The 26,484-nt window shown below is 74.0% G+C and carries 20 protein-coding genes; 13 read left to right on the top strand and 7 right to left on the bottom strand.

Features of this window, described 5'->3' with window-relative positions; translation table 11 throughout:
• Nucleotides 1-44 precede the first annotated feature (44 nt).
• Complete coding sequence (locus ACIQFX_RS30380; protein WP_402469894.1) at nucleotides 45-710, top strand: GPP34 family phosphoprotein; 666 nt, start codon at nucleotides 45-47, stop codon at nucleotides 708-710.
• 51 nt (nucleotides 711-761) lie between these two features.
• Here ACIQFX_RS30380 and ACIQFX_RS30375 read toward each other — a convergent pair whose 3' ends face one another.
• Complete coding sequence (locus ACIQFX_RS30375) at nucleotides 762-2,183, bottom strand: chondroitinase-B domain-containing protein (RefSeq protein WP_402469893.1); 1,422 nt, start codon at nucleotides 2,181-2,183, stop codon at nucleotides 762-764.
• Between the two features lie 331 nt (nucleotides 2,184-2,514).
• Between ACIQFX_RS30375 and ACIQFX_RS30370 the strand changes: the two genes are divergently transcribed.
• Nucleotides 2,515-6,231, top strand: a complete 3,717-nt coding sequence (locus ACIQFX_RS30370; RefSeq protein ID WP_402469891.1) for a choice-of-anchor D domain-containing protein — start codon at nucleotides 2,515-2,517, stop codon at nucleotides 6,229-6,231.
• Nucleotides 6,232-6,262: 31 nt separating this feature from the next.
• Here ACIQFX_RS30370 and ACIQFX_RS30365 read toward each other — a convergent pair whose 3' ends face one another.
• From ACIQFX_RS30365 to ACIQFX_RS30355, 3 genes are all read right to left on the bottom strand, one after another.
• On the bottom strand, nucleotides 6,263-6,628 hold the full coding sequence (locus ACIQFX_RS30365; protein WP_402469889.1) for a hypothetical protein: 366 nt from the start codon (nucleotides 6,626-6,628) through the stop codon (nucleotides 6,263-6,265).
• 175 nt (nucleotides 6,629-6,803) lie between these two features.
• On the bottom strand, nucleotides 6,804-8,195 hold the full coding sequence (locus tag ACIQFX_RS30360; protein ID WP_402469886.1) for an NAD(P)/FAD-dependent oxidoreductase: 1,392 nt from the start codon (nucleotides 8,193-8,195) through the stop codon (nucleotides 6,804-6,806).
• Nucleotides 8,196-8,376: 181 nt separating this feature from the next.
• A complete protein-coding gene (locus ACIQFX_RS30355; RefSeq protein ID WP_402469883.1) occupies nucleotides 8,377-9,243 on the bottom strand; it encodes a PaaX family transcriptional regulator C-terminal domain-containing protein in 867 nt (288 codons plus the stop codon).
• Between the two features lie 156 nt (nucleotides 9,244-9,399).
• Between ACIQFX_RS30355 and ACIQFX_RS30350 the strand changes: the two genes are divergently transcribed.
• The 5 genes from ACIQFX_RS30350 to ACIQFX_RS30330 all read left to right on the top strand — a co-directional run bounded on the left by ACIQFX_RS30350 (nucleotide 9,400) and on the right by ACIQFX_RS30330 (nucleotide 15,479).
• Nucleotides 9,400-10,311 carry an SDR family NAD(P)-dependent oxidoreductase gene (locus ACIQFX_RS30350; protein ID WP_402469881.1) on the top strand — a complete coding sequence of 304 codons (912 nt, stop codon included), beginning with the start codon at nucleotides 9,400-9,402 and terminating at the stop codon, nucleotides 10,309-10,311.
• Nucleotides 10,312-10,325: 14 nt separating this feature from the next.
• Nucleotides 10,326-11,195, top strand: a complete 870-nt coding sequence (locus tag ACIQFX_RS30345) for an amidohydrolase family protein (protein WP_402469983.1) — start codon at nucleotides 10,326-10,328, stop codon at nucleotides 11,193-11,195.
• 11 nt (nucleotides 11,196-11,206) lie between these two features.
• The gene (locus tag ACIQFX_RS30340; protein WP_402469878.1) at nucleotides 11,207-12,727 is read left to right on the top strand and encodes a long-chain fatty acid--CoA ligase; all 1,521 of its coding nucleotides are present in this window, start codon (nucleotides 11,207-11,209) and stop codon (nucleotides 12,725-12,727) included.
• A 213-nt stretch (nucleotides 12,728-12,940) separates the two neighbouring features.
• Nucleotides 12,941-13,396 carry a MaoC family dehydratase gene (locus ACIQFX_RS30335; RefSeq protein ID WP_033200905.1) on the top strand — a complete coding sequence of 152 codons (456 nt, stop codon included), beginning with the start codon at nucleotides 12,941-12,943 and terminating at the stop codon, nucleotides 13,394-13,396.
• A 211-nt stretch (nucleotides 13,397-13,607) separates the two neighbouring features.
• Nucleotides 13,608-15,479 carry an IclR family transcriptional regulator C-terminal domain-containing protein gene (locus ACIQFX_RS30330; protein WP_402469875.1) on the top strand — a complete coding sequence of 624 codons (1,872 nt, stop codon included), beginning with the start codon at nucleotides 13,608-13,610 and terminating at the stop codon, nucleotides 15,477-15,479.
• An 89-nt stretch (nucleotides 15,480-15,568) separates the two neighbouring features.
• Here ACIQFX_RS30330 and ACIQFX_RS30325 read toward each other — a convergent pair whose 3' ends face one another.
• Entirely contained in the window at nucleotides 15,569-16,279 is a 711-nt protein-coding gene (locus tag ACIQFX_RS30325; RefSeq protein WP_402469872.1) for a TetR/AcrR family transcriptional regulator, read from the bottom strand.
• 168 nt (nucleotides 16,280-16,447) lie between these two features.
• Between ACIQFX_RS30325 and ACIQFX_RS30320 the strand changes: the two genes are divergently transcribed.
• Complete coding sequence (locus tag ACIQFX_RS30320) at nucleotides 16,448-18,082, top strand: amidohydrolase (protein ID WP_402469869.1); 1,635 nt, start codon at nucleotides 16,448-16,450, stop codon at nucleotides 18,080-18,082.
• 7 nt (nucleotides 18,083-18,089) lie between these two features.
• Here ACIQFX_RS30320 and ACIQFX_RS30315 read toward each other — a convergent pair whose 3' ends face one another.
• Nucleotides 18,090-19,154, bottom strand: coding sequence for a LacI family DNA-binding transcriptional regulator (locus ACIQFX_RS30315; RefSeq protein WP_402469867.1), 1,065 nt, complete (start codon nucleotides 19,152-19,154; stop codon nucleotides 18,090-18,092).
• Nucleotides 19,155-19,295: 141 nt separating this feature from the next.
• Here ACIQFX_RS30315 and ACIQFX_RS30310 point away from each other — a divergent pair, with 141 nt between their 5' ends.
• Genes ACIQFX_RS30310 through ACIQFX_RS30290 form a run of 5 tightly spaced genes read left to right on the top strand, consistent with a single transcriptional unit; the run spans nucleotide 19,296 to nucleotide 24,553 of the window.
• Nucleotides 19,296-20,933 carry an ABC transporter substrate-binding protein gene (locus ACIQFX_RS30310; RefSeq protein ID WP_402469864.1) on the top strand — a complete coding sequence of 546 codons (1,638 nt, stop codon included), beginning with the start codon at nucleotides 19,296-19,298 and terminating at the stop codon, nucleotides 20,931-20,933.
• Nucleotides 20,930-21,883, top strand: a complete 954-nt coding sequence (locus ACIQFX_RS30305; protein WP_402469861.1) for an ABC transporter permease — start codon at nucleotides 20,930-20,932, stop codon at nucleotides 21,881-21,883. The genes ACIQFX_RS30310 and ACIQFX_RS30305 overlap by 4 nt, the downstream gene beginning before the upstream one ends.
• Nucleotides 21,880-22,749 (top strand): ABC transporter permease, encoded by an 870-nt coding sequence (locus ACIQFX_RS30300; RefSeq protein ID WP_402469857.1) that lies wholly within the window; start codon nucleotides 21,880-21,882, stop codon nucleotides 22,747-22,749. The genes ACIQFX_RS30305 and ACIQFX_RS30300 overlap by 4 nt, the downstream gene beginning before the upstream one ends.
• Before the next feature lie 5 nt (nucleotides 22,750-22,754).
• Nucleotides 22,755-23,741 (top strand): ABC transporter ATP-binding protein, encoded by a 987-nt coding sequence (locus tag ACIQFX_RS30295; protein ID WP_402469854.1) that lies wholly within the window; start codon nucleotides 22,755-22,757, stop codon nucleotides 23,739-23,741.
• Complete coding sequence (locus ACIQFX_RS30290; protein ID WP_402469851.1) at nucleotides 23,738-24,553, top strand: ABC transporter ATP-binding protein; 816 nt, start codon at nucleotides 23,738-23,740, stop codon at nucleotides 24,551-24,553. Before ACIQFX_RS30295 ends, ACIQFX_RS30290 begins: the two co-directional genes overlap by 4 nt.
• Before the next feature lie 22 nt (nucleotides 24,554-24,575).
• On the opposite strand, the gene ACIQFX_RS30285 is transcribed toward ACIQFX_RS30290, so the two are convergent.
• On the bottom strand, nucleotides 24,576-26,375 hold the full coding sequence (locus ACIQFX_RS30285; RefSeq protein WP_402469848.1) for an alpha/beta hydrolase: 1,800 nt from the start codon (nucleotides 26,373-26,375) through the stop codon (nucleotides 24,576-24,578).
• Nucleotides 26,376-26,484 lie beyond the last annotated feature (109 nt).

Below are 26,484 nucleotides of genomic sequence, written 5' to 3'. Positions count from 1 at the left end.
GGGACGGCGGGCCGCCGAGGATGGACGAGGGCTAGGAGCACGCGGTGGCGGTCACGCTCGCGGAGGAGATCATGCTGCTGTCGCTGGACGACGCGTCCGGCGCGGCGAAGGAACGGCAGTCCGCGGCCTGGGCCGTCGCGGGCGGGATCCTCCTCGATCTCGTCCTGGCCGGCCGCGTGGCCGTCGACGGCGGGCGGGTCCGGGTCACCGACCCGAACCCGACCGGGGTCCCCCTCCTGGACGAACGGCTGCGCCTGGTGACCGCCTGGGCGGCCGGCAGGAAGCAGGCGCCGAAGGTCACCCAGTGGCTGACGAAGGACCACACCAAGGCCGTCCGGGCCACCGTGGACAGCCTGCGCGGACGGGGCCTGGTCCACGCCGAGCAGCGCAAGGTCCTGGGACTCTTCCCGATCACCCGCTACCCGGAGGCCGACGGCTCCGCCGAGCGCGAGCTCAGGGACCGGCTGCGGGCCGTCGTCCTCGGCGGCGCCGAGCCCGACGCGCGCACCGCCGGCCTGCTCGCCCTCGTCCACGGCGCGAAACTGCACCGCCTCGCCTTCCCCGACGTGCCCCGCAAGCAGGTCGCGCCCCGCCTGGAGCGGATCACGGAAGGCCACTGGGTCACCGAGGACGTCCGGAAGGCGATCCGCGACATGCAGGCCGCGATGGCGGCGGTCACCGTGGCGACCATGGTGGCCGCCACGAGCTGACCGGTCCGCTCCCCGGCCCGCCGTCCGCTGTCCGGGGCGTCCCGCAACCGGTCAGGAGGCGTCGGGGCCGACGTCGGCCGGGGTGAGGGGACGGCGGAGCGGCAAGGTGGCGGCGTACTCGTCCGCGCCGACGTCGCGGGCGGTGCCGCGCGGGTGGCCGTCGATGTCCTCGGTGACGGGGACGCCGGTGAACGTGGCGGCGCCGATCGCGGGACTGTCCGCGGCCAGGCGGTGGACGCCGTCGGCGTCGGGCAGGAGGCGCGGGTCGACACGGGTGTAGCCGGCGGCGGGGAGGGTGCCGTCGGCGGCGGCGCCCCAGAGGATGTTGCCCTGCCAGGTGAAGCCGGTGGTGCGGCCCAGGGCGACGAGGCTGCCGGTGTCGCCGACGAGGAGGTTGTCGGCGACGACGACGTCCCGGGGTTCGTACGTGCGGCTCTCTCCGGACAGTGAACTCTTGTTGCCGCGCAGGGTGTTGTGGACGATGACGGCGCGGTCGCACGCGTCGTTGCCGCGTCGCTGCTCGGTGGTCTCGCCGTCGGTGTGGTCGCGGGTGGTGCCGCTGCCGATGACGAGGGCGCGGCCCGTCAGGCCGGCGAGGTGGTTGTTCACGACCAGGTGGTCGTTGCCGTAGAGGCGGATGCCCTCCTTGCCGCCGAGGAGGTAGTTGCCCTCCACGGTGGTGCGGTTGCCGTGGCGCAGCACGATGCCGCCCTGGCTGTCGCGGATCGTGTTGTGGCGGACGGTGTTGTCGGAGGACTTCACCGAGATGGCCTCGGGGTCGCCGTCGCACCGCTCGAACAGGTTGTACTCCACGATCGCGTGGGCGCCGGACAGCGCCCGGCCGCTGACGCCGAGCCGGATCGCCTCGCCGCCGTTGGCGCCGGTGTAGCCGTGGCGGGCGAAGTGGTTCCTGAAGACGTGGAGGCGCTGGGCGACGGCGGTCGTGCCGGGGCCGTCGACGACGAGGAAGATGCCCTGCGTGGTCCTGTCGTGGAACCGGTTCCGGTCGACCTTGGCGTCGTCGCCCTCCACGAGGACCCAGTCGAGGCCGGGTTCGTCGGCGAGCTGGAAGTCGTTGCGGGTCAGCCGGATGCCGGTGCTGTCCGCCGGGATCGCGAGCGTCTCGCTCTGCCGGAACGCGAAGCCGCTGAGCGTGACGTGGTCCGCGTCGCGGAACACGAAGCTGCGCTCGCCGCGCAGCACGGCGCCGCCCCGGGACGCGGAGACGATGGTGATGGGCGCGGCGGCGGTGCCCTTCCTGCCCGTGACGGTGAGGGCTCCGCCCGGCGGAACGGTGTACGTGCCGTTCGCGACGACGATCCGGTCGCCGGCGACGGCCCGGTCGATCGCGCCCTGCAGCTCGGCCAGGGACGTGACCGGCGCGGCGGTCGCGGCCGGGGCCGCGGGGACGAGCGGTACGGCGGCGGCCGCCGCGCCGATGAGGGAGCCCGTGAGGAAGGTCCGTCGTCGCATGATGCCTCCTGGGGAAGAGAGGAGTTCGCGCGGTGCCCGTCGCGGGACGCCGTTCGCGTCCCGACCGGGCCGGATCCGGTGCGGGCCCCCACGGCCCGCACCGGATCCGGCCTGGTCAGGACGGGACGGGCCCCACTCTCCCGCCCGCCGCTGACGTTCCGCTGACGTTCCGCTAACGCGCCCCGCCGGGCACCCGGTCCGGCGCCGATCGGGTGGACCTCGGGAAGGGCCGGGGAAGGAGGGGTGTACGTACGCGGGCGGACGGTTCAGGATGGGGGCCGGCGGAGCGAACCGGTCTTCGTCCTCGTGGGTCCACGTGAAGGTGGGGGAGATGACCGGCCGACGCAGGGCGATCACCCGGCTGCTGACGATGTCTCTGACGTTTTCCCTGACCGCGGGACCGGCGACGGCCCTCGGCGCCCCCGCGCTGCCGTCCCGGCTCGTCGCCGACCAGACGACGATCTCGCACGACGACCTGCGCACCGGCTGGGACCGCGACGAGCCGGGGCTCGGCCCCGACCAGGTGTCCAGTTCGGACTTCGGACTGCAGTTCTCCACCCCCGTCGACGGCCAGGTCTACGCCCAGCCGCTGGTGGTGGGGCGGACGCTGATCGCGGCCACGGAGAACAACAAGGCGTACGGCATCGACGCGGCCACCGGCGGCATCGGCTGGACGAAGGACCTCGGCGCGCCGTGGCCCGCCTCGGCCGTCAGCTGCGGGGACCTGGTGCCGAACATCGGGGTCACGTCGACCCCGGTGTACGACCCGGTCAGCAACGCCGTCTACCTGACGTCGAAGGTGAACGACGGCCCCGACGTCCAGCACCCCAACTGGTACGTCCACGCCCTCGACCCGGCGACGGGCGCCGAACGGGCGGGCTGGCCGGTCAAGGTGGCGGGCGCCCCGGTGAACGATCCCGGGCGCGCGTTCAACCCGTACACCGCCGGGCAGCGGCCCGGGCTGCTCCTCATGGGCGGTTCGGTGTACGCGGCGTTCGCCTCGCACTGCGACCGCGGGCCGTACGTGGGCTACGTCATGGGGGTCAACACCACGACCCGCAAGACCACGCTGTGGGCGACCGAGGACGCGTCGGCGAACGGCATGGCCGGCGTGTGGATGAGCGGCGGCGGTCTCGTCTCCGACGGCCCGGGCCGCATCCTGTTCTCGACGGGCAACGGGGTCTCCCCCGCGCCCGGACCGGGCAACCGGCCGCCGGGCCAGCTCGCGGAGTCGGTGGTGCGGCTCGGGGTGAACAGCGACGGCACGATGTCGGCGCAGGACTTCTTCAGCCCCTCCAACGCCTCCCAGCTCGACCTGAACGACACCGACCTGGGCTCCGGCGGGCCGGTCGGCCTGCCGGAACCCTACTTCGGCACCAGCCGGCACCCGCGCCTGCTCGCGGAGATCGGCAAGGACGGCCGGCTCTTCCTCCTCGACCGCGACGACCTCGGCGGACGCAGCCAGGGTCCGGGCGGGACCGACAAGGTGGTCGGCGTGTTCGGGCCGTACGAGGGGGTGTGGGGGCACCCCGCCGTGTACGGCGGTCAGGGCGGGTACGTCTACACGATCGGCAGCAACGGACCGCTGAGGGCGTTCGCGTACGGGCTGTCCGGCTCGGGCCTCCCGGTGCTCAGCAACACCGGCAGCAGCGCCCAGCGGTTCGGCTACACCTCGGGTTCGCCGGTGGTGACGTCGACCGGGACGAACCCGGGCTCGGCGCTGGTGTGGGCCATCGCCTCCGACGGGGCGAACGGCGCCAACGGGCAGCTGCGCGCCTACGACGCCGTACCCGTGAACGGGGAGCTGCGGCTGCGCTGGTCGGCGCCGATCGGGGTGGCGTCGAAGTTCGCCGTGCCGGCCACGGACAACGGACGCATCTACGTGGGCACCCGGGACGGCCGGGTGATGTCCTTCGGCCGTCCCGCGAACTCGGCGCTGCACGGCGAGCCGGTGGACGTCGGCGACGTCGCGGTCGGCTCCTCCGGTACGGCCACGGCGACCGTCACGGCGACCCGCGACGTGACGCTCACGGGCGTGCGCACCCCGGCCGGCAGCGCGTTCACGGCGGCCGCGGCCGGTCTGCCGCGCACGCTGCGGGCAGGCGAGACGCACACCGCGCAGGTGACCTTCTCCCCCACCGCGCCGGGGGCCGACACCTCGGCGCTGACCTTCACCACGAACGTCGGCGACAGCGCGCTCGGCCTGACCGGTTACGGGACCCGGCCGGGTCTCCTCGCGTCCCCGGGCTCCCTCGACTTCGAGACGGTCCCGACCACGTCCCGCAAGACGCTCGGCGTGACGTTCACGAACACGGGGACGACCGACGAGACCCTCTCCTCGGTCTCCTTGCCGGACGGCCCGTTCACCGTCGCCGATCCGCCGACCGCGGGCACGGTCGTGCGTCCCCGTCAGTCCGTCACCGTGCAGGTGACGTACGCGCCGACCGTCGCCGGGGAGCACACGGGGACGGTCGCCGTCACCGGCGGGAGCGGCACCGCGTCCGTCTCCCTGGCGGGTACGGCGGTGACCGGGCGGGCGCAGCTCACCATCACGCCCACCTCGACGGACTTCGGTCAGGTGCGGGTCGGCGAGTCGTTCACCAGGACCTTCGACATCGCCAACACGGGCAACATCCCGCTCACCATCACCAAGGCCAAGCCTCCGGCGGCACCCTTCCACGTGACGAACCCGATCAGCGAGGGCCAGGTCCTCGGCCCGGAGGACGTGGTCCACCAGGCCGTCACGTTCTCGCCGACGGCCATCGGAGCCGTGTCGGCGGGGTACGAGCTGACGGCCGACGACGGGCAGGGGGCGATGAAGGAGACGCTGACCGGTACGGGGACCGCCGGCACCGTGGTCAACGTCCCATCGCCCGGCGCGGGCGGCTGGAAGCTGAACGGCTCCGCGCGGATCTCCGGGAACGACCTCCAGCTGACCCAGGCGACCGCCTCCCAGCGGGGTACGGCGGTCTGGCCCGTGCCGGTGCTCACCGACGGTCTGAAGGCGTCGTTCACCACGGTGATCGGCGGCGGGACCGGCGCCGACGGACTGTCCTTCTCGCTCCTCGACCCGGCCAGGACCACGCCGTCCGCGCTCGGCGGCGTCGGCGGCGCGCTCGGCTTCGGCGGCCTGCCCGGTGTGGCCGTCGCCTTCGACACCTTCCGCAACACGGGCGATCCGTACAAGAACTTCGTCGGCGTCTCCACCGGCGGCACGAGCTCGTCCCTGACCTATGCCGCGACCACGCCGAACGTGCCGAACCTGCGGTCGGGCACCCACGCGGTGTCCGTCGCGGTCACCGGCAAGACGATCGCGGTGTCCGTCGACGGCGTCGAACGGCTGCGGACCACGGTGGCCTCGCTGCCGCCGACGGCGTTCCTCGCGTTCGGCGGCGGGACCGGCGGCATGACCGACATCCACGCCGTCCGGGGCGCGGCGATCACCGCCAACGCGTACGCGCTGCCGCCGCCCGGCCCCAACGGCTGGACGTACAACGGCAGCGCCGCCCTGTCCGGCACCTCGCTCGTCCTCACGCCCGCCACGGCCAACGCCAAGGGTTCGGCGATCCAGTCCACCTCCGTGCCCTCGGCGCGGCTGCGGGCCCGCTTCACCGCCACCCTGTCGGGCGGCACCGGCGCCGACGGGCTCGCGCTGCTGCTCCTCGACGCGGCGCGGGCGACGCCGACGTCACTGGGCACCGGAGGCGGCGGGCTCGGCTTCAGCGGGCTGCCGGGGGTCGCGGTCACCCTGGACACCTACCGCAACGGCAGCGACCCGTCGGCGAACTTCGTCGCCGTGTCCACCGGCGGCACCGGAACCACCCTGCGGTACGCGGCGACCTCGACGAACGTCCCCGCCCTGCGGACCGGCAGCCACGTGGTCGACGTGAACGTCACCGCGGCCGGGCGCCTCATCGTCCTGGTCGACGGCGTCCAGGTCATCGACGTGGCGATCACCCTGCCGCGCAACGTCCTGGTCGGCTTCAGCGCCGCCAACGGCGGTCTGACCGACCGCCACACGGTCAGCGGGGTGCGGATCGGCTACTGAGGTCCCGGCACGGGCGGGGCCTCCCGCGTGTTCAGCGCACCGACTTGATCGGAATGACGGCGGCGGCGACGAGGGTGATGACGGCGGCCGTCAGGTACAGGCCGTCGTAGCCGATCGCGCCGAGGACGAGGTAGCCGAGGGACAGGTCGGCGGGGACGAACAGGGCGGCGAGGCCGCCGCAGAGGATCCAGGGGTTGCGCCGCCCCGAGCGGTCGGAGAGGAGTCCCGCCATGGAGTTGAAGAGGGTGGCGAAGATCGCGGCCACACCGGAGACGAGACCGAAGTCGGCGACCTTGTCCGCCGGGTCGATCAGTTCGACCTGGACCGGCAGCAGCACCACGCCGATGCCCATGTAGACCATGAACATGGCGGCGTTCGCCACCGTGAGCAGGGGCATCAGGCGCAGCAGGGCACCCCGGTCGGCGGTCGGGCCGGGGCCCGCGGTGCCGATTCCGCCGGGCCGGTCGGCCGGACTTCGGACGCGTTCGTGTCGGGTCTCCTCGGCCGCGACGCCGGGGAGGGCGTCGCGGCGGGTCTTGCGTGAGCGGGGACGGAAATGCGGTGGGACCGGGTCAGCTGTCGAAGCCGAGGCCGAAGCGGTCGAGGGTGCGCAGCCAGAGGTTGCGGTGTCCCTCGTTGCGGTCGGCGCGCGCCATGGACCACTTGGTGATGTTGATGCCGATCGAGCGGACGGGCTCGGGCGGGAAGGGCAGGGGCTTGCGTCGGACGAGTTCCAGGCCGGTGCGCTCGGTGCGCTCGCCCGCGAGGAGGTCGAGCATGACCTCGGCGCCGAAGCGGGTGGCGCCGACGCCGAGGCCGGTGAAGCCGGCGGCGTAGGCGACCTTGCCGTGGTGACTCGTATCAAAGAACACGCAGAAACGGGTGCTCGTGTCGATGGCCCCGCCCCAGGCGTGGCTGAACCGCACCCCTTCCAGCTGCGGGAACGTGGTGAAGAAGTGGTCGGCGAGCGTCGCGTACGTCTCGGGCCGCCGGTCGTGCTCGGCGCGGACGGGACCGCCGTGGTAGACGGCGTCGTACCCGCCCCACAGGATGCGGTCGTCGGCGGAGAGCCGGACGTAGTGGAACTGGTTGGCGCAGTCGGCGAAGCCCTGGCGGCGCGTCCACCCGACGGAGGCGAGCTGCTCGGCGGTGAGCGGCTCGGTCATCAGCGCGTAGTCGTACACGGGGACGGTGTACGGGCGGTGGCGCCGGAGCAGGGACGGGTAGGCGTTGGTGGCGAGCGCCACGCGCCGCGCGGTGATCCGGCCGTAGGGGGTGGTCACGGCGATCACGGCGCCGTGTTCGTCGAGCGAGGTCGCGGGGGTGTGCTCGTGGATGCGGACGCCCAGGTCGAGGCAGGCCTGCTTGAGGCCCCAGGCGAGCCGGGCGGGGTTGACCATGGCGACGTCGTCCCGGTTCCACACGCCGCCGAGGAAGGTCGGGGAGTCGATCTCGGCCCGGACGGCCTCGGCGTCGAGGAGGAGCGGCTTGCCGCCGTAGCGCGCGGCGGCCTCGGCCTCCTCCGCGAGGCCTTCGAGCTGGTACGGCTCGGTGGCGACGACGAGGGAGCCGGTGCGCTCCCAGTCGCAGTCGATGCCGTACCGCTCGACGGCGTCCTCGATGCCCTGGAGGTTCTCGCGGCCGAGGCGTTCGAGGAGGCCGATCTCGTCGGGCCAGCGCTGGAGGCCGTTGCCCAGGCCGTGGGTGAGGCTGGACTCGCAGAAGCCGCCGTTGCGGCCGGAGGCGGCGCCGCCGACCTCGTCCGCCTCGACGAGGACGACGTCGGCGGAGGGGTCGCGCTCCTTGGCGACGAGGGCGGTCCACAGGCCGGTGTAGCCGCCGCCGACCACGAGCAGGTCGCAGGTGGTGCCGCCGACGAGCGCGGGCTCGGGCTGCGGCCGGCGGGGGTCGTCGAGCCAGAACGGGGTGTGCTCGACGTCCCGGAGCGAGGTGAGGTGATCCATGGGCGTTCCTTACGGGTCGCGGAGACGCCCGGGCGCGGGGCGTCTCCGAAGTGCCGCCATGAGACTCCGCCGCACGGAACAAGGTCAATGGTGTTGACATAAGCGCCGCGGCCCGCGCCCCACCCCCTCGGTGCCTGCGCCGGCCGGTCGGCCTCGCGGCCCGTACCCCGCCTCTCGGCGCCTACGCGAGCGGGTCCCAGCGGTCGAGGATCTCGTCCGCGATCCGCCGGGCCCCCGGCTCGAACCGCGCGGAGAGGTCGTGGAACAGCGCCTCCGCGCGCTCGGCCGGCCACTGCTCCGGCAGGTGCTCGGCGGGCAGGTGCGGGTCGCCGCGGACCACGTCGAGCCAGTCGGTGTGGAGCAGGAGCAGGCGGCCCAGGTCGTCGTGGGCCTCGGCGGGCGCGGGGCCGTCGCCCCAGCGGGCGAGGAAGGCGCGGTAGCCCCCGGCGATGGCGTCGACGTCGAAGGCGGCGCGGAGCAGGGGCCCGGCCTCGGTGGGTGCGGCGGCCTCGCCGTGGAAGGCCTTGATACGGTCCCCCAACCCGAGTTCCGCCGCGACGTGGGCGACGTCGACGCGGCCGGGCGCGACCCAGAGGCCGCTCTGGAGGGGGCCGAAGCCCGCCCAGACGAGCCGGGAGCGCAGGTCGTGGCGTTCGCGGCGCCAGGACTCGGGGAGCGAGAAGCCGACCAGGGTCCAGGTGCCGTCCCAGGCTCGGTTGACGGCGCCGGTGCGGCGGATCCGCTCCTCGCCGTCGGCGAGCACCTCGGCGGCCCGGTCGGTGAGCGAGAAGTACATCCTGCGGCCTCGCCGGTGCCGTTCGAGCAGCCCGCGGCCGACCATGCGCGTGAGGGTCGAGCGGACGGCGTCCTCCCCCACGCCGACGCGGGCGAAGGCGTCGATGACGCTCGCCGAGGAGAGGGCGGTGCCGGTGCCGAGGACGTGGATGCCGAAGAAGCTCAGCATCAGGGACTGGGGGCGGGGCGGGGCGCCGCGGCCGGCCGTTTCGGGGTCGGCTTCGGACGGCTGTGCCGGGTCGGGTGCGATCACGGGGACAGCGTAGGCCCGGACTCCGCACCCCAGAATGAATCTTCGGCACTTTGTTGACCGCAGGCAAGAATGTGCCTAGCTTTGGCCTCGCCGGTGCGTGCTCCAGGCCGCGTCTCCTCGCGCCCCGCACCCGGCTCTCGGGAAGGACCCCCGCTCATGACCCCTGTGGATCTCTCCGGCAAGGTCGCCGTCGTCACCGGCAGCGGCCGCGGACTCGGCCTCGCCTACGCCCGCTCGCTCGCCGCCGTCGGCGCGGCCGTCGTGATCAACGACGTGGACACCGAGGCCGCCGTCGAGGCCGTGCGCCTCATCACCGCCGACGGCGGACGGGCCGTCGCCGAGGTGGTGCCGGTCGGCTCCACCGAGGCCGCGGAGGCGCTCGTCGCCCGCGCCGTCGACAGCTACGGCCGGCTCGACGTCATGGTCACCAACGCCGGCGTCCTGCGGGACCGGGTGCTGTGGAAGATGACCGACGAGGACTTCGACACCGTCGTCGAGGTGCACCTGCGCGGCACCTTCACCTGCGTCCGCGCCGCCGTCGAGCGGATGCGCGCCCAGGGCGAGGGCGGCCGGATCGTGGTCGCCGGCTCCCCCGCCGGACAGCGCGGCAACTTCGGGCAGACCAACTACGCCGCCGCCAAGGCCGGCATCGCCGCCATGGTCCGCACCTGGGCCATGGAGCTCGCGAAGGCCGGCATCACCGCGAACGCCGTCATCCCGGTGGCCGCGACCGCGATGACCAAGACCATCCCGGCGTTCGCCCCGCACGTCGAGGCCCTGGAGAAGGAAGGCGTCGCGCTCCCCGACAGCCTGCGCAAGGGCGAGGGCTTCGGCACGGCCGAGGACGTCGCCGGCCTGGTGACCTTCCTCGCCTCGGAGGCCGCCGCCGGCGTCACCGGTCAGTGCGTCGGCATCGGCGGGGACAAGCTCGCGCTCTGGTCGCACCCTCAGGAGGTGTCGGTGGCGTACGCGGACGGCGGCTGGAGCGCCGAGGCCATCGCCGCCGCCTGGCCGGTGACCGTCGGCCGCACCCCGGAGACCTTCGGCATCCCGGCGCCGCAGCTGTGAGCGGCCACGGCTCGATGGACGTGGACGCGCTCGTCGCCATCGACATGCACACCCACGCCGAGGTGTCCGAGAAGGGCTGCGCGTCGCTCTCCGACGAGCTCGACGCCGCCGCCGGCGCGTACTTCAAGGCTGAGCACCGCCACCCGACGCTGTCGGAGATCGCCACGTACTACCGCGAGCGGCAGATGGCGTGCGTGGTCTTCACGGTGGACGCGGAGTCGGCGACCGGCACTCCGCCCGTGCCCAACGAGGAGATCGCCGAGGCCGCGCTGCGGAACCCCGACGTGATCATCCCGTTCGCCGGGGTCGACCCGTACAAGGGAAAGGCGGCGGTCCGTCAGATCCGGCGGCTCGTCGAGGAGTTCGGCGTCAAGGGCTTCAAGTTCCACCCGAACATCCAGGCCTTCCACCCCAACGACCGCATGGCGTACCCGCTGTACGAGGCGATCGAGGAGGCCGGTGCGATCGCGGTCTTCCACACCGGGCAGACGGGCATCGGCGCGGGCGCTCCCGGCGGCGGGGGCATCCGGCTGAAGTACTCCAACCCGATGGACGTGGACGACGTCGCCGCGGACTTCCCCGGGATGAGGATCGTCCTCGCCCACCCGTCCTTCCCCTGGCAGGACGAGGCGCTCGCGGTGGCCACCCACAAGCCCCAGGTGTACATCGACCTGTCGGGCTGGTCGCCGAAGTACTTCCCGCCGCAGCTGGTCCGCTACGCCAACAGCCTCCTGAAGGACAAGGTGCTGTTCGGCTCCGACTTCCCGCTGCTCGCCCCCGACCGCTGGCTGGCCGACTTCGCGGAGCTCCCGATCAAGGACGAGGTCCGTCCGAAGATCCTCAAGGAGAACGCGGCCCGGCTGCTCGGTCTCACCGGAAACTGAGGGATCACCCCATGCGCAACCAGGGCATCGGCTCGTGGCCCGCACGCCGCGACCGCAGGTCGCCCCGGCGCACCGCCCTCCTGCACGAGGGCCGCGCGGTCGACTACGCCGAACTCCACGACCGCTGCACCCGCTTGGCCCACACCCTGCGGGGTGCCGGGGTCGAGCGCGGCGACCGGGTGGCGTTCCTCGGCCCCAACCATCCGTCCTACCTGGAGACGCTCTTCGCGGCCGGCCTGCTGGGCGCGGTGTTCGTCCCGCTCAACACCCGCCTCGCCGTACCGGAGTTGCTCCATCAACTGACCGACTCGGGCAGCACCGTGCTCGTACACGCGGGGCAGTCGCCCGAGCGGGTGAGGGAACTGGCGGCCGGGGCCGGCGTCGGCACCGTCCTCGCGGTGGACGGCGGCCCGGGGACCTCGTACGAGGAGCTGCTCGCGGCCGCGTCCACGGAGCCGGTCGACGAGGAGGTGGGGCACGACGACGTCTGCCTCATCATGTACACCTCGGGCACCACCGGCCGTTCCAAGGGCGCCGTCCTGACCCACGGCAACATCGTCTGGAACAGCCTCAACGTCCTCGTGGACACGGACCTCGCCGGCGACGAGGTGGCGCTGGTCGCCGCCCCGCTCTTCCACACGGGCGCCCTCAACATGAGCTGCCTGCCGATCCTCCTGAAGGGCGGCACCGTCCTCCTGGAGTCCTCCTTCGACGCGGAGCGCACCCTGCGGCTCGTCGAACGGCACCGCGTGACCTACATGTTCGGCGTGCCGACCATGTTCGACGCGATGGCGGCGACCCCCGGCTGGCCGGAGGCGGACCTGACCAGTCTGCGCACCCTGCTCTGCGGCGGCGCCCCGGTGCCGACCCGCACCGCCCACGCCTATCTGGACCGGGGCCTCGCCTTCGTCCAGGGGTACGGCATGACGGAGACCGCGCCGGGCGCCCTGATCCTGGACCGGGCGGACTCGCTGACCCGCGCCGGTTCGGCGGGCGTCCCGCACTTCTTCACCGACGTACGGGTGCTGCTGCCCTCCGGCGAGGAGGCGGCGCCCGGCGAGAAGGGCGAGGTCGTCGTCGCCGGGCCGAACGTCACGCCGGGCTACTGGAACCTTCCGGAGGCGACCGCCGCGGCCTTCCGCGACGGGGGGCGCTTCCGGTCGGGCGACGTGGCCGTCGTCGACGAGGACGGCTACGTACGGCTCGTCGACCGGCTCAAGGACATGATCATCTCGGGTGGGGAGAACATCTACCCGGCCGAGGTCGAGGACGTCCTGCTCGGACACCCGGACGTCGCCGAGGCGGCCGTCATCGGCGTGCCCGACCCCCGATGGGGCGAGGTGGGACGCGCCGTCGTCGTCACCCGCGCGGGAGCGGCCGTCACCGCCGAGGAGCTGATCGCCCACCTGGAGGCCCGGCTCGCCCGCTACAAGATCCCCAAGAGCGTCGTCCTCGCGCCGGACCTTCCCCGCAACGCCACCGGAAAGCTGCTCAAGGCCCCCATCCGGGCGCGCTACGGCGACGACGGCTGACGCTCCTGCCGGTGTCCCGCCGGTGCCGCCGTCCGTCGTGCCCGCCCGTCGTGCTCCTTCGACGTGCTCCTTCGTCGTGCCCGTCCGTCGTGCTCCTTCGACGTGCCCGTCCGTCGTGCCCGCCCGTCGTGCCCGTTCGACGTGCCCTTTCGACGGCCCTCCCGCATTCCCTCGCATCTCCGCATCCCCCTGCATCTCCAGAGGAGTACCACCATGGCTCTCACCGTCCACGGCATCGACGAGATCAAGGCCCAGGCCGGAGCCGACCTCGGCCACAGCTCCTGGGTCGAGATCGCCCAGCCGCGCGTCGACACCTTCGCGGACGCCACCGACGACCACCAGTGGATCCACGTCGACGCCGAGCGCGCGGCCACCGGTCCCTTCGGCGGCACCATCGCCCACGGCTACCTCACCCTCTCCCTGCTCATCCCCATGTGGAGCGAGCTGCTCCAGGTCGAGGGCGTGGCGATGGCGGTCAACTACGGCCTGAACAAGGTGCGTTTCCCCTCCCCCGTGCGCGTCGGGTCGAAGATCCGCACGCACGGCCGCGTGGTCTCCGTCGAGGACGTCAAGGGCGGCGTCGAGGTCGTCGTGGACCTCACCGTGGAGATCGACGGCGTCGCCAAGCCGGCGTGCGTCGCCCAGGCGGTGTACCGCTTCTTCGCCTGATCCCGGGATACGGGGCAGGGGCGGCCGCTTCCCGAGGTCGCCCCTTCGGCGTGCCCGCGGGTCGGATCCGTCCAGGCGTCCCGCACGCGCGCCGGGCGGTGACGGGTGCCGGCGGCCCGTACGCGTCAGGGGTCTCGCCGCGGGTGGCGGGTACGGTGGGCCCGCGCCGTCCAGGCGCCCCGCTCGCCCCCGCCCCCGAGGAGTCCGGACGATGCCGCAGCCCACCGAGGCCGAGGGCGCACCCGCCGAGTCGGTCGGGCCGTTGGAGCGGGGGCTCGCCGTGCTGCGCGTGATGGCCGCCGGGTCCGACGTGCGCCACCGTCCCGGCGACCTGGCCCGGTCGACCGGCCTGGCCCGGTCGACCGTCGACCGGGTCGCCACGACACTCGTCCGCCTCGGCCTCCTGCGGACCGAGGGCCGCGACCTGCTCCTCGCCCCGCGGGCCGCCGAACTCGGCAACGCCTACCTCGCCTCCTCCGGGCTCCCCGAACTCCTCGGGCCGCACGCCGCCGCCCTCGCCGACGCGCTCGACGAGTCGGTGTCCCTGGCCGTTCCGGACCGCGACGGCGTCCGCTTCCTCACCCAGGCGACCCGCCACCGCGCCATGGCGATCTCCTTCCGGCCCGGCGGTCTGCTGCCGGCCGAGCGGTGCGCGCCCGGCGCCCTGTTCGCCGCCCACTGGGACGCGGGCGACCGCGAGCGGTGGCGGGCGCGACGCGCCGAGGACCCGCTGGACACCGCCTTCCCGTCCGTACCGCCCCGCCCGGCGGCCCCGCCGGACGAGGTGGAGGCCGAGTTCCTCGACCGGGTGCGGGAGGCCCGCGAGAGCGGCGTCGCCGTCGACGACCAGCTCATCGAGCCGGGCCTGCTCTCCGTCGCCCTGCCCGTACGGGCACCGGACGGCGCGGTGGTCTGCGCGGTCGCCGTCGTGAGCCACACCAGCCGGCACACCGCCCGGTCACTGACGGAGCGGGCCCTGCCGTCGCTGCGCAGCGCCGTCGCGGCGATGGAGGCGGCCCTCGCGGCGCGGGAAGCCGTGGCGGGCGCGGCGGCGGGTGCGCCCCCAGGGGTCGCGGCGCCGGGAGTCGCCCCGGGGCCCGTGCCACCGGCCGCCCCGATGCCAATGCCCCCGGCCGCCTCAGGGCTCATGCCCCCGGCCGCGCAGGGGGCCGCCCCCGAGGTCACGGCAGCGGTGGCCCCGCCCGGGTCACCACCCGGGGCCACCGCACCGGAAACCCCGCCCGGGTCACCACCCTCGGTCGCGCCCGCGCCGGGAAGGGCGGAGCTCAAGGAGGAACTCGGCTCGGGCTTCCTGCAGTCCCTCGCCCGCGGTCTCGACGTCCTGCGCGCCTTCGGCGGCGTCAGGGGTCCCGTGCGGCTCGCCGAGCTCGCCCGGCTGACCGGGCTTCCCCGGGCGACGGCGCGCCGGTCGCTGATCACCCTGCGCCATCTGGGATACGTCCGGGAGGAGCCGGGCGGGTTCGTGGTCCTGCCCCGGGTGCTCGAACTGGGTCACGCCCGCCTGTCGGGCCTGAGCCTGCCGGAGATCGCGACCCCGCATCTGGTCGCCCTGGTGCTGCGGGTGCACGAGTCGGCGTCGGTGGCCGTGCTCGACGGTGACGACATCCGGTACGTGGCGCGAGTCGCCGGCACGCGCATCATGCACATCGACATCACGGTGGGCACCCGGCTCCCGGCGTACGCGACCTCGATGGGCCGCGTACTCCTGGGGGACCTGACCGAGGACGAGCGTGCCGAGCGCCTCGGGCGCATCACGCCGGAGGCGCTGACCCCGCGCACGGTGACGACGCACGAGGGGCTGGACGAGGTGGTGGCGGCGACGGCCGCGCGCGGCTACGGATGGGTCGAGCAGGAGCTGGAGGAGGGCCTGCGCTCGCTCGCGGTGGCCGTCACGGACGGACGGGGCCGGGCGGTCGCGGCGGTCAACGTGGCCCTGCACGCGAGCCGGGCCACGCCGCGGGAGAGCATGGCCGCTCTGCTGCCGCCGCTGCGGGAGACGGCCGGCCTGATCAGCGCCGACCTCACCGCCGTGGGGCGCTTCTCGCGGGTGGCGACCGGCTGAGGTCGTGCGCGGTGCGGGTGCGGGTGCGGGCGGGAGGCCGGGCCCGAGGGACGGCCTCCCGCCCGCGGAGGGGACGCCTCTCTCTTCGTTCAGCCGTCGGCGCCGGTCGGCCGCAGGGCCTCCACCGCGGCGAGCATCAGCTCCAGGGCGAAGGGGTAGCCGCTGCCGCTCATGTCGGCGGCGAGCAGGGGGAAGGTCGCGGCGATGTGGGGGTGGGTGTCGGGCGACAGCCTGCCGTACACCTCGTGCCAGACCTCCTCGTCCTTCTCCCGGGCGGCGGACGGCAGCGCGGCCGCGGCGGCGTCCTGGGCGGCGAAGGCGAGGGCCTGGTCGACGAAGGCGTGGTAGATGCGGACGGCGAGGTCGTCGGGGAAGCCGGCGGTCCTGAGGATGCCGAGGATCCGTTCGACGGCCCGGGTCTCGTGGGGGCGGCCGGTGGTGCGGTGGGCCGCGAGGACGGCGGCCTGCGGGTTGTTCCGGTAGCATGAGTTGATCCGCACGCCCATCGCGCGAAGGTCGGTCCGCCAGTCGCCGGTCGCCGTCCAGCCCTCCTGCGCGCGGCCGATCATCTCGTCGGCGACGGCGAGGAGCAGGGCGTCGGTGTTGCGGAAGTAGCGGTAGAGGGCGGTCGGGTCGGCGCCGAGCGCGGCGCCCAGCCTCCGTACCGAGAGGGCTTCCGCGCCGTGCTGCGCGATCAGGCGCAGGGCGGTGTCGACGATGAGCCGTTCCGAGAGGACGGCGCCCTGCTTGGTGGGGCGGCGGCGCTGCCTGCTTCCTTCGGGCACGACGCGTTCGGACATGGCCGAAACCTTACGTCAACGTGGTTGACGTGTAAACGGCCTCGGTCGATCACCTTGCGGGGAGCGGCCGTTCGGTCGCGCGGACGCTTATGTCAACGCCATTGACGTGTGGACGGCCGCCCGCTTCCATGGCCCCCACCACACGTCACCCCATGTTCTGGAGCGCACATGAGCACGGCCGATCTGGTCTTCACCCGCGGCCCCGTCTTCACGGCGGACCCGGCCCGCACCCGGGCCACCTCGCTCGCCGTCGTCGGCGACCGGATCACGGCCGTCGGCCACGACGAGGTACGGGACCTCATCGGGCCGGGCACGGAGGTCGTCGACCTGACGGGCAAGCTGCTGCTGCCCGGCTTCCAGGACGCCCACATCCACGCCGTCGGCGGCGGCAAGGAGCTGGCCGAGTGCGACCTGACCGGCACGGTCGGCGTCGCCGAGTACCTGGAGCGGATCCGCGAGTACGCCGACGCCCACCCGGAGCAGGACTGGATCACCGGCGGCGGCTGGTCGATGGAGAGCTTCGACGGCGGACTGCCCACCCGGCAGCTGCTCGACTCCGTCGTCCCCGACCGGCCGGTCCTGCTGTCCAACCGGGACCACCACGGCGCCTGGGCCAACTCCCGGGCGCTGGAGCTCGCGGGCCTCACCGCCGACACCCCCGACCCGGCCGACGGCCGGATCGAGCGGGAGGCGGACGGCACCCCCGGCGGCACGCTCCAGGAGGGCGCGATCGGCCTGGTGGGCCGGTTCGTGCCGCCGGCCACGCACGAGGACCGGCTGGCCGGTCTGCTGCGGGCCCAGGAGCTGCTGCACTCGCTCGGCATCACCGCCTGGCAGGACGCGCTGCTCGGTTCGTTCAGCGGCATGACCGATCCGTCGGACGCGTACATGACCGCCGCCCAGGACGGTTCGCTGACCGCCCGGGTGACCGGCGCGCTCTGGTGGGACCGGGAGCGCGGCGCCGAGCAGATCCCCGAACTGGTCGCCCGTCGCGAGAAGTTGAGCGCGGGCCGGTTCCGCGCCGGCTCGGTCAAGATCATGCAGGACGGCATCGCGGAGAACTTCACCGCCGCCATGATCTCCCCGTACCTGGACGGCTGCGGCTGCGCCACCGGCAACAGCGGCCTGAGCTTCGTGGACCCCGAGGCGCTGCGCGGGTACGTGACCGAGCTCGACGCCCTCGACTTCCAGGTCCACTTCCACGCCCTGGGCGACCGCGGCGTCCGGGAGGCCCTGAACGCCCTGGAGGCCGCGGTCGCCGCCAACGGCCACCGCGGCAACCGCCACCACCTCGCCCACCTCCAGGTCGTCCACCCGGAGGACCTGCCCCGCTTCGCCAGGCTCGGCGCCATCGCCAACATCCAGCCGCTGTGGGCCGCCCACGAGCCGCAGATGGACGAGCTGACCATCCCGTTCCTGGGTCCCGAGCGCGCCGCCTGGCAGTACCCGTTCGGCGACCTGGTGCGGGCCGGTGCCACCCTCGCGGCCGGCAGCGACTGGCCGGTCAGCAGCCCGAACCCGATCGAGGGCATCCACGTCGCCGTCAACCGCCGGGACCCGGAGGCCACCGACGACCGGGTCTTCTACGCGGAGCAGCGCCTCGACCTCACCACCGCGCTCGCCGCCTACACCGCCGGCACCGCGCACGTGAACCGCCTCGACGACACGGGCAGCCTGCGCGCCGGGCACCTCGCCGACCTGGTGGTCCTGGACCGCGACATCCTGACCGGCCCGCCGGAGGAGATCGCCGAGGCGCGGGTGGAGCGCACGTACGTGGGCGGCGAGCTCGTGTACGCGCGCTGACGTGCCGCTACTCGCTCCGGCCGGGGCGGACGGAGGAGGCCCGGACGTCGAGACGCGTCGCCACGAGCGTCCCGGCGGGTTCCCTGCGGCCGTGTTCGAGGACCGCGACGAGGTGCTCGACGCCGGCCTCGGCGACCGCCTCCGGCCGCAGGCTGAGGGTGGTCACCGGCGGGTCGGTGTACGGGGCCGTGGCGTCCTCGCTGACCAGGACGACCAGCAGGTCGTCCGGGACCGCGTAGCCGTGGCGGCGCGCCGCTGCCAGGACCAGGGGCGGACTCGCCTCCGCGACGACGAGCAGGGCGTCGGGCCGTTCGGCCCCCTCGGATGTGCCGAGGGCGGTCTCGACGGCCTCGACGACCGGCCCGTTCCCGGTCTCCGCGACGCGCACGGTCAGCTCCGGCAGGGCGTGGGCGGCGCACCAGGCCCGGTGCGCGGTCTCGACCCCGACGTGGAAGCGGGTGGCGATGTCCGGCACCACGAGCACGGGCCGCCGGGCCCCCTGTTCGCGCAGGTGGTCCAGGGCTTCGCGGACGGCCCCCTCGGCGTCGACGTCCACCCAGGAGGCGCCGTGCCGCCCCTCCACGGAGCGGTCGCTGAAGACGGGGATCCCGGCGGCGAGGAGGTCCTCGATGACGGGGTCCCCCGCCACCGGGTCCGCGACGACGACCGCGTCGAGCGGCAGGTCGGCCCACTCGCTCTGCAGGGTGCCGGCCGGCAGCAGCACCACGGCGTAGCCGCGGAGCAGCGAGGTCGCCGCGGTGGCGCCGGTGAGCCGGGCGAAGTAGGGCGACTCCAGATAGGTCCAGAGCGCGTCGGGGAGGCCGCCCACCACGTATCCGATCAGCCGGGCCCGTCCCGCGCGCAGGTGGCGCGCGGTGGCGTTGGGCCGGTAGCCCATTCTGCGCGCGGTCTCGCGGGCCTTCTCCCGTACCTCGGGTGAGAGTCTGCCGGTGCCGTTGAGCGCCGCCGAGACGGTCGTCTTGGACAGGCCCGCCTCGCGCGCCACGTCGACGAGGCGGACGCGCGGGACGGGCGGCGAGTGCTGCCCGCCGTGCCGTGAAGCTTCGGTCATGGGGTGATGGTGCCACCCTCGTGACCTCTGCAAAACCGTTCCCGCAAAGTCACCTCAAGGTCTTGTGCGGGAACGTTCCCGCACCAATACTCGCTCCATCCCCCCGAGCCCGTCACTACACCCGTAAAGGGGTGGGTCTCCATGCGCACGCCCAGAGCCATCGCGCTTCTCGCCTGTACCGCCGCGCTCGCGGCCACCACCGCCGCCTGCTCCGGCGCCACCAAGCCGCCCGTCTCCGCCGCCGGCGCGGACTTCAAGGTGACCCCGCTGTCGCCGCCCGCCCAGGGCCCGCTGGACTCCTTCACCTGGTCCCTGTACGCCGAGCCGTACACGCTCGACTACGCCCTCGCGTACGACTACCCGCCGAACACGGTGCTCGCCAACGTCTGCGAACAGCTGCTGCGGGTCACGCCCGACCTGAAGATCGAGCCCGGCCTCGCCGTGAAGTGGGCGCAGCCCGACCCCCGCACCCTCGTGTACACCCTGCGCCCCGGGGTGAAGTTCCACGACGGCACCACCATGACCGCCGACGACGTGGTCGCCTCCCTGAAGCGCCAGATGGTCCCCGAGACCGGGTCGCCCTGGGGGTCCTCCTTCAAGAACGTCGACGCGATCGAGAAGACCGGCCCCCTGGAGGTGACGATCCGCCTCGGCAAGGCCGACGTCCTCTTCCACGAGCTGCTGGCCGCCTCCCCCGGCACCGTCGTGAGCGCCGCCTCGCTCGCCGAGGCCGGCAAGGACTACGGCACCCCCAAGGGCAAGCTGAACTGCACCGGCCCCTTCGCCCTCGACACCTGGGCCCAGGGCGACAGCATCACGCTCAAGAAGAACGCCGCCTACTGGGACCCGAAGCTCACGGCCAAGTCCGAGAAGGTGAAGTTCACCTTCGTCGAGGACGTGGCGGCCCGCTCCAACGCCTTCCTCTCCGGCAGCGCCGACGGCGGCTACATGGTCCCCTCGTCGTCCTTCGCCCAGCTGCGCTCCAGCGGCAAGGGCTCGCTGCTCTTCGGCCCCAACACCGCCGGGTCGAACCTCGCGGTCCTCGACTTCCACGGCGCGCTCGGCGACCTGAAGGTCCGCAAGGCCCTGTCGATGGCCCTCGACCGGAAGAACATCATCAAGGCCGCGGCCGGCGGCGTCGGCGTCCCCGCGAAGGCCCCCGCCGCACGCGGCGCCTGGGCACTGGCCCCGGAGAAGACCGCCGCGCTCTTCGACACGCTGCCCGAGCCCGCGTACGACGTGGAGGCCGCGAAGAAGCTCGTCCAGGAGGCCGGCGCGACCGGCCGGACCGTCACCCTCGCCACCAGCACGCTCGCACCCGAGATCAGCGTCGTCGCCAACGCCGTCCAGGCCGCCGGCCGCCAGATCGGCCTCGACGTCCAGCTGAAGCCCGTCTCCCCGGACGCGTACAGCAGCATCTTCGTCGACCCGAACGCGCGCGCCGGCCTCGACCTGGTCATCACCAGCGGCTACGACAACACGCCCGACCCGCTGGAGTTCTACCAGTACCTGCGCACCGGCGACTTCGGGAACTACGGCAACTGGACCAACGCGGAGTTCGACGTGGCCTTCGACCGGGCCAACTCCGAGCCCGACGCCGGCAAGCGCGCCGAGCTGACCGCGAAGCTGCAGAAGATCGCGCTCGACGAGCTGCCCGTCATCCCCGTGTACGAGGCCCCCTTCTCGGTCTTCCTCGGCAAGCGGATCACCGGCGCTCCGACCGGCGTCGTCCAGCTGTACTACCCGTGGGCCGCGACGATCGGGGCCGCGAAGCGATGACGCGCTACCTCGTCGGACGACTCCTCGGCCTGGTGGCGGTGCTGTTCGTGACCTCGCTCGTGGTCTTCGGCTCCGTCCACCTGGCCCCCGGCGACCCGGTGTCGTTCCTCCTGCACGGCCGCCCCGCGACCCCCGAGGCCGTCGCGGCCCTGCGCGCGGAGCACCACCTCGACGATCCGCTGGCCACGCAGTACCTGAAGTGGCTCGGCGGCGTCCTGAGCGGCGACTTCGGCCGCTCGGCGCAGTACCACCAGGACGTGTCCGCGCTCATCGGCTCCCGGCTGACGGGCACCGCGCTGCTCGTCGGCTACGCCGCCGTCCTGGTCGTCGTGCTCGGGGTGACGGCCGGCGTCCTCGCCGCGCTGCGCCCCGGGCTCCCGGACCGGGTGGTGCTCATCGGCACCGGTGTCGCCACCGCCACGCCCTCGTTCGTCACGGCCATCGCGCTCGTGTCGCTGTTCTCCGTCCAGCTCGGCTGGTTCCCCGGGCCCGGCGGCGGCACGGCGACCGGCCTCTCCGACCGGCTCTACCAGCTGACCCTGCCGGCCTTCGCCCTGGCGCTGTCCTTCGCGGGACTCCTCGCCCGGGTCACCCGCTCCGCGATGCTCGACGAACTCGACCGCGACCACGTCGAGGTGGCGCGGGCCCGGGGCGTCGCGGGCCCGGCCGTGGTCCGCCGGCACGTGCTGCGCAACGCGCTCGGCCCCGTCGTCACCGTCGGCGGCACCATGCTCGCCGGCCTCCTGATCAGCACCTCGATCGTCGAGACCGCGTTCGACGTCCCCGGACTCGGCTCGCTGCTCGTGCAGTCGGTCACGGCGAAGGACTTCGCCGTCGTCCAGGCGATCACGCTCCTGAGCGTGGCGGCCTTCGTCCTCGTCAACCTCGTGGTCGACCTGCTCGTCCCGCTCATCGACCCCCGTCTCTCCCTCGGGGAAGGCTCCTCATGACCACCACCACCTCCACGGTGCCGTACCGCAGGCCGGGGCTCCGCGCCCTGCGCCTGTTCGGCCAGGGACCGCTCTTCGCGGTCTCGGTCGCGGTGCTCGCCGCGCTCGTCCTGGTCGCCCTCCTCGCGCCCGTCATCGCCCCGTACGACCCGGAGGCGCTCGACCTGTCCGCGAGTCTGGCCGGCACCACCGGCGACCACCTGCTCGGCACCGACCAGTCGGGGCGCGACATCCTGTCCCGGCTGCTCCACGGCGCCCGCACCGGGCTCCTCGGCCCGCTGCTCGTCGTCGGCGTGTCGACCCTGCTCGGCACCCTCCTCGGAGTGGTGGCGGCCTGGCGGGGCGGCTGGGCGGACACCGTCCTGTCCCGGTCCATGGACCTCGTCTTCGCGATCCCCGGCCTGATGCTCGCGATCCTGCTCGTGTCGGTCGTCGGCTCCGGCCTGACCGCCCCCGTGATCGCCATGTCCGTCGCCTACACCCCGTACGTGGGCCGCCTCGTGCGCGGCATCGCGCGCCAGGAGAAGGCCCGGCCGTACATCGAGGCCTACCGGGTGCAGGGCTGGTCCGGCTGGACCGTCTGCGTGCGCCACCTGCTGCCCAACATCGCGCCGACCGTCTTCGCCCAGTCGGCGATGAACTTCGGGTACGCGCTGATGGACCTGGCGGCGCTGTCCTTCCTCGGCTTCGGCGTGCAGCCGCCGGCCGCCGACTGGGGCGCCATGATCAACGAGGGACAGGCGGCCGTCCTCCAGGGGGCCATGCTGCCCGCCCTCGCGCCCTCCGCGTGCATCGTGCTCGCCGTGGTGGCGTTCGGCATCGTCGGCGAGGGGCTCGCCGACCGGATCGCGAAGCGGGAACGGTGAACGGCATGCGCACACAGACGGGTGGGGCGCCGGTCCTGGAGATCGACGGGCTCGACGTCCGCCTCGCCGGCGACCGGGCCGCCCGGCCGATCCTCGACGGGGTGAGCCTCACGGTACGGCCCGGGGAGACCGTCGGCCTCGTCGGCGAGTCCGGCTCGGGCAAGTCCGTGGCCTGCCGCAGCGTCCTCGGACTGCTGCCCGCCGGCGCCCGGACCACCGGCCGGGTCATGGTCTCCGGTCGGGACGTCCTCACCATGAACCGCGCCGACCTCACCACGCTGCGGGCCCGGCGGGTGTCGATGGTCTTCCAGGACCCGCGCGCCTCCGTCAACCCGCTGCGCCGCGTCGGCGACTTCCTCACCGAGGGCCTGCGGGCCGCCGGGACACCGGCCGCCAAGGCCACCGCCCGCGCCGAGGAACTCCTCGCCGCGGTCGGCATCCGCGACCCGCGCGGCGCCCTGCGCCGCCATCCGCACCAGTTCTCCGGCGGCATGCTCCAGCGGGTCGTCATCGCCGCGGCCCTCGCGAGCGAACCCGACCTGCTCGTCGCCGACGAACCGACCACGGCGCTCGACGTCACCACCCAGGCCGAGATCATCTCGATCCTCGCCCGGCTGCGGGCCGAACGCGGCACCGGCATGCTCTTCGTCACCCACGACCTCGAACTGGCCGCGTCGGTCTGCGACCGCGTGTACGTCATGTACGCCGGCCGGATCGTCGAGACCCGGTCCACCGACGAACTGTTCGACCGCCCGCGCCACCCGTACACGGCGGGCCTCCTGGCCTGCACCCCGAGCATCGCGCCCGGCGCGCCGGCTCCCCGGCCCATCCCGGGCCGCCCCGTCTCCCTCGCCGAGGCGCCCCCCGGCTGCGCCTTCGCCGCCCGCTGCGCCCACGCCGTGCCGCACTGCCACGAGGAGACCCCCCGACTCGCGGCGGACGCCGTCGGGTCCGCCGCCTGCCACCGCGCCGACGAAGGGATCACGCTGTGACCGTCACGACCGAGGAGGGCCTGGTCGTCGAAGGCCTCCGCAAGCGGTACGGCGACCACACCGCCGTGGACGACGTCTCGTTCACCCTGGCACCCGGCTCCTCGCTCGCCGTCGTCGGGGAGTCCGGCAGCGGCAAGACGACGACCGTCCGGATGCTGGTGGGCCTCGAACGACCCGACGGCGGTACGGTCCGGCTCGGCGGCCGGGACCGTTCCGCCCTGCCCCGCGGCCGGACCGAACGCCTCGCCCGCGCCCGCGAGATCCAGATGGTCTTCCAGGACCCGTACCTCTCCCTCGACCCCCGCATCACCGTCGAGGGCTGCCTCGACGAGGTCCTGCGCCTCCACACCCCGCTCGACGCGGCCGCCCGGCGCGCCCGCGTCACCGAGCTCCTCGACCAGGTCGGCCTGGGCGCCCGCGAAGCCGGAGCCCTCCCCCGCGGCCTCTCCGGCGGCCAGCGGCAGCGCGTCGCCATCGCCCGCGCCCTCGCCGTGCGACCGAGGGTCCTCGTCCTGGACGAGGCCGTCGCCGCGCTCGACGTCTCCATCCAGGCGCAGATCATCGAACTCCTCCGCTCCATACGCGAGGAATCCGGCGTCGGCTACCTCTTCGTCACCCACGACCTCGCGGTGGTGCGCCACATCGCCGACGAGGTCCTCGTCCTCAAGTCGGGCGCCGTCGTCGAGTCCGGCCCCGCCGACCGCGTCCTCGGCTCACCCGAGCACCCGTACACCCGGCTCCTCCTGGACTCCGTGCCCCGCCGGGGCCGGCGCCCCGGCCAGGCCGTGTCGGAGGCTCACCCGTCGGGCTGAGCACCCCGGTCGGCACGGAGACTCACCCGTCGGGCTGAGCACCCCGGTCGACGTCGACGCCGTCGTCCCCCCTCACGATCCCGGCCCCGGCAGGCGTACCCGTCCCCGGCCCCGCCCCCAAGCGGTCGAGGACGGCGCCCATAGCACGCGCCACGGCCGCCCGGGACTCGTCGGAGGGGTCGACGAGTTCGAAGCCGTGCCGTCCGTCCGGCACGTCGACGACCTCCACGCCCGCCCCGCTCCTCCCGGCGGCCTCCAGGAACTCCCGGACGGTCGTCGCGAAGGCCGGGTGCTCACGCCCGGCCCTCGTCAGCACCACCGGCGGCCCGCCCGCCGCACCCACCGCCTCGACGGGGCGGAAACGGGGCTCCACCGTCTCCCAGCCGGGCAGCGGCGCGAGGGCCGGGTAGCTCATCGCCACGCACCGCAGCCACGGCGGCGGCGCGGCCAGCCAGTCCGCCGCCAGCAGACCGCCGGTGGAGAAGAACCAGAGCGCGATCCGCTCCCCGTCGACCCGCGGATCCGCCCGGACCCCCTCGACGGCCTCCGCCAGGTCCTCGGCCGCGATCCGATAGTCGCCGACGCCGTGCAGCCGGTGGTCCAACGTCACCCCGACCACACCCCGGCTCGCCGCGTAGCGGCCGTACCCCAGGAAGAACGGGGTGTCGCGCGGGGTCGGCCGCTGATCGGGCGCGACGGGTCCGCCGTGGACGAAGACCACGGCCGGCAGGAGGCGGCGACCGGCCCCGGCCGGGAGGCGCGCGTGGTCGGCGGGGGCTTGCGCGGTGCCGGCTGGGGCGTGTCCGGTGCCGGTCAGGACGTATCCCCCGTCGGCGGGGGCGTGTCCGGTGCCGGTCGAGACGTGCCCGCCGTCGGCCGGGTCGTATCCCGCGTCGGCCGGGAAGTGGAGGTCGATCCGGCCCCGCCGCTCGCGCGGTCCCTCGGGGAGGTCCAGGAGGAAGGGGAGCAGGTGCGACGGCTGCTCGTGCGTCCCCTGGGGCGGGGTCACCCGGTGTCCCTCGCCCGCCGCCGCGCGGATCAGGGCGTCGGCCAGTTGGCCCGGCGTGGAGAGCATCGGCCAGTGGCCGGTGGCGAGTTCGAGGAACCGGACCCGGTCGTCGGCGAGGAACCGGAACTGCGGAGGCCCCCATTCGACCAGCATCTCCACCACGGCGATGCTCGACCCGTTCGCGGTGCACAGCACGCCGGTGACCGGCAGCGCGGCGACCGCGGCGGTGAGCCGGAGCGGCTGGGTGAGGGTGGCGGACGGCTGCGGCACGGCGAGCCGCTCCAGGCGCGCCAGCGCGTCGGCGGGAATCCCGTCCGTGCTGCCCCACCGCTGCCAGCTCCCGCGCTTCGGCGGCGGCACCGACCACCCACGATCCCCGTCCCCGCCGCCCCCGCCGTGCCCGACCCGGTCACCGTCGGCCCCGTCACCCGTCCCGTACCCCAGGCGCTCCCTCACCTCCGGATCGGGTACGGAGCCCACGGCCGGCCGTCCGTCCTCCGGAAGTCCCGTGTCCACGGCGACGATCCGGGCCACCCGGTCCGGCCGCAGGTCGGCGGCGCCGAACACGGGGTGGAGGGCGTAGCCGTGGCCGACGAGCACGACCTCCGGCGCGTCGAGGCCGTCGATCAGCCGGACCAGGTCCTCGATGTGCGTCCCCAGTCCCGTGCCGGGCCCCGCCTCTCCCCTCCGCTCCGCCATCCCCGTGAGCGTCACGGGGTGCGGCTCCGCTCCCGCCGCCCGGAGCCGGGCGGCGGTCTCCTCCCACACCCAACTCCCGGTGAACGGGCCGGACACCAGCACGAACGCGGTCATGGTCGTCTCCTCGCTGCTCCTCGGCGATCTCCCGCCCGCCACGCTAGGAACTCCCCCGGGGGGAGATTCAAGGCGCGCGGCACAATGGGCTCGCCGGTACGGGGGTACG

It is taken from the genome of Streptomyces sp. NPDC093089 (assembly GCF_044754405.1).
GTDB lineage: Bacteria > Actinomycetota > Actinomycetes > Streptomycetales > Streptomycetaceae > Streptomyces.
This window is presented reverse-complemented; position numbering and strand designations above follow the sequence as displayed.

Bases quoted from the DNA above. Each gene is read 5' to 3' on its own strand.
- ACIQFX_RS30375 (WP_402469893.1), bottom strand. From the start codon at position 2,183: ATGCGACGACGGACCTTCCTCACGGGCTCCCTCATCGGCGCGGCGGCC.
- ACIQFX_RS30370 (WP_402469891.1), top strand. From the start codon at position 2,515: ATGACCGGCCGACGCAGGGCGATCACCCGGCTGCTGACGATGTCTCTG.
- ACIQFX_RS30365 (WP_402469889.1), bottom strand. From the start codon at position 6,628: ATGCCCCTGCTCACGGTGGCGAACGCCGCCATGTTCATGGTCTACATG.
- ACIQFX_RS30360 (WP_402469886.1), bottom strand. From the start codon at position 8,195: ATGGATCACCTCACCTCGCTCCGGGACGTCGAGCACACCCCGTTCTGG.
- ACIQFX_RS30350 (WP_402469881.1), top strand. From the start codon at position 9,400: ATGACCCCTGTGGATCTCTCCGGCAAGGTCGCCGTCGTCACCGGCAGC.
- ACIQFX_RS30345 (WP_402469983.1), top strand. From the start codon at position 10,326: ATGGACGTGGACGCGCTCGTCGCCATCGACATGCACACCCACGCCGAG.
- ACIQFX_RS30340 (WP_402469878.1), top strand. From the start codon at position 11,207: ATGCGCAACCAGGGCATCGGCTCGTGGCCCGCACGCCGCGACCGCAGG.
- ACIQFX_RS30335 (WP_033200905.1), top strand. From the start codon at position 12,941: ATGGCTCTCACCGTCCACGGCATCGACGAGATCAAGGCCCAGGCCGGA.
- ACIQFX_RS30330 (WP_402469875.1), top strand. From the start codon at position 13,608: ATGCCGCAGCCCACCGAGGCCGAGGGCGCACCCGCCGAGTCGGTCGGG.
- ACIQFX_RS30325 (WP_402469872.1), bottom strand. From the start codon at position 16,279: ATGTCCGAACGCGTCGTGCCCGAAGGAAGCAGGCAGCGCCGCCGCCCC.
- ACIQFX_RS30320 (WP_402469869.1), top strand. From the start codon at position 16,448: ATGAGCACGGCCGATCTGGTCTTCACCCGCGGCCCCGTCTTCACGGCG.
- ACIQFX_RS30315 (WP_402469867.1), bottom strand. From the start codon at position 19,154: ATGACCGAAGCTTCACGGCACGGCGGGCAGCACTCGCCGCCCGTCCCG.
- ACIQFX_RS30310 (WP_402469864.1), top strand. From the start codon at position 19,296: ATGCGCACGCCCAGAGCCATCGCGCTTCTCGCCTGTACCGCCGCGCTC.
- ACIQFX_RS30305 (WP_402469861.1), top strand. From the start codon at position 20,930: ATGACGCGCTACCTCGTCGGACGACTCCTCGGCCTGGTGGCGGTGCTG.
- ACIQFX_RS30300 (WP_402469857.1), top strand. From the start codon at position 21,880: ATGACCACCACCACCTCCACGGTGCCGTACCGCAGGCCGGGGCTCCGC.
- ACIQFX_RS30295 (WP_402469854.1), top strand. From the start codon at position 22,755: ATGCGCACACAGACGGGTGGGGCGCCGGTCCTGGAGATCGACGGGCTC.
- ACIQFX_RS30285 (WP_402469848.1), bottom strand. From the start codon at position 26,375: ATGACCGCGTTCGTGCTGGTGTCCGGCCCGTTCACCGGGAGTTGGGTG.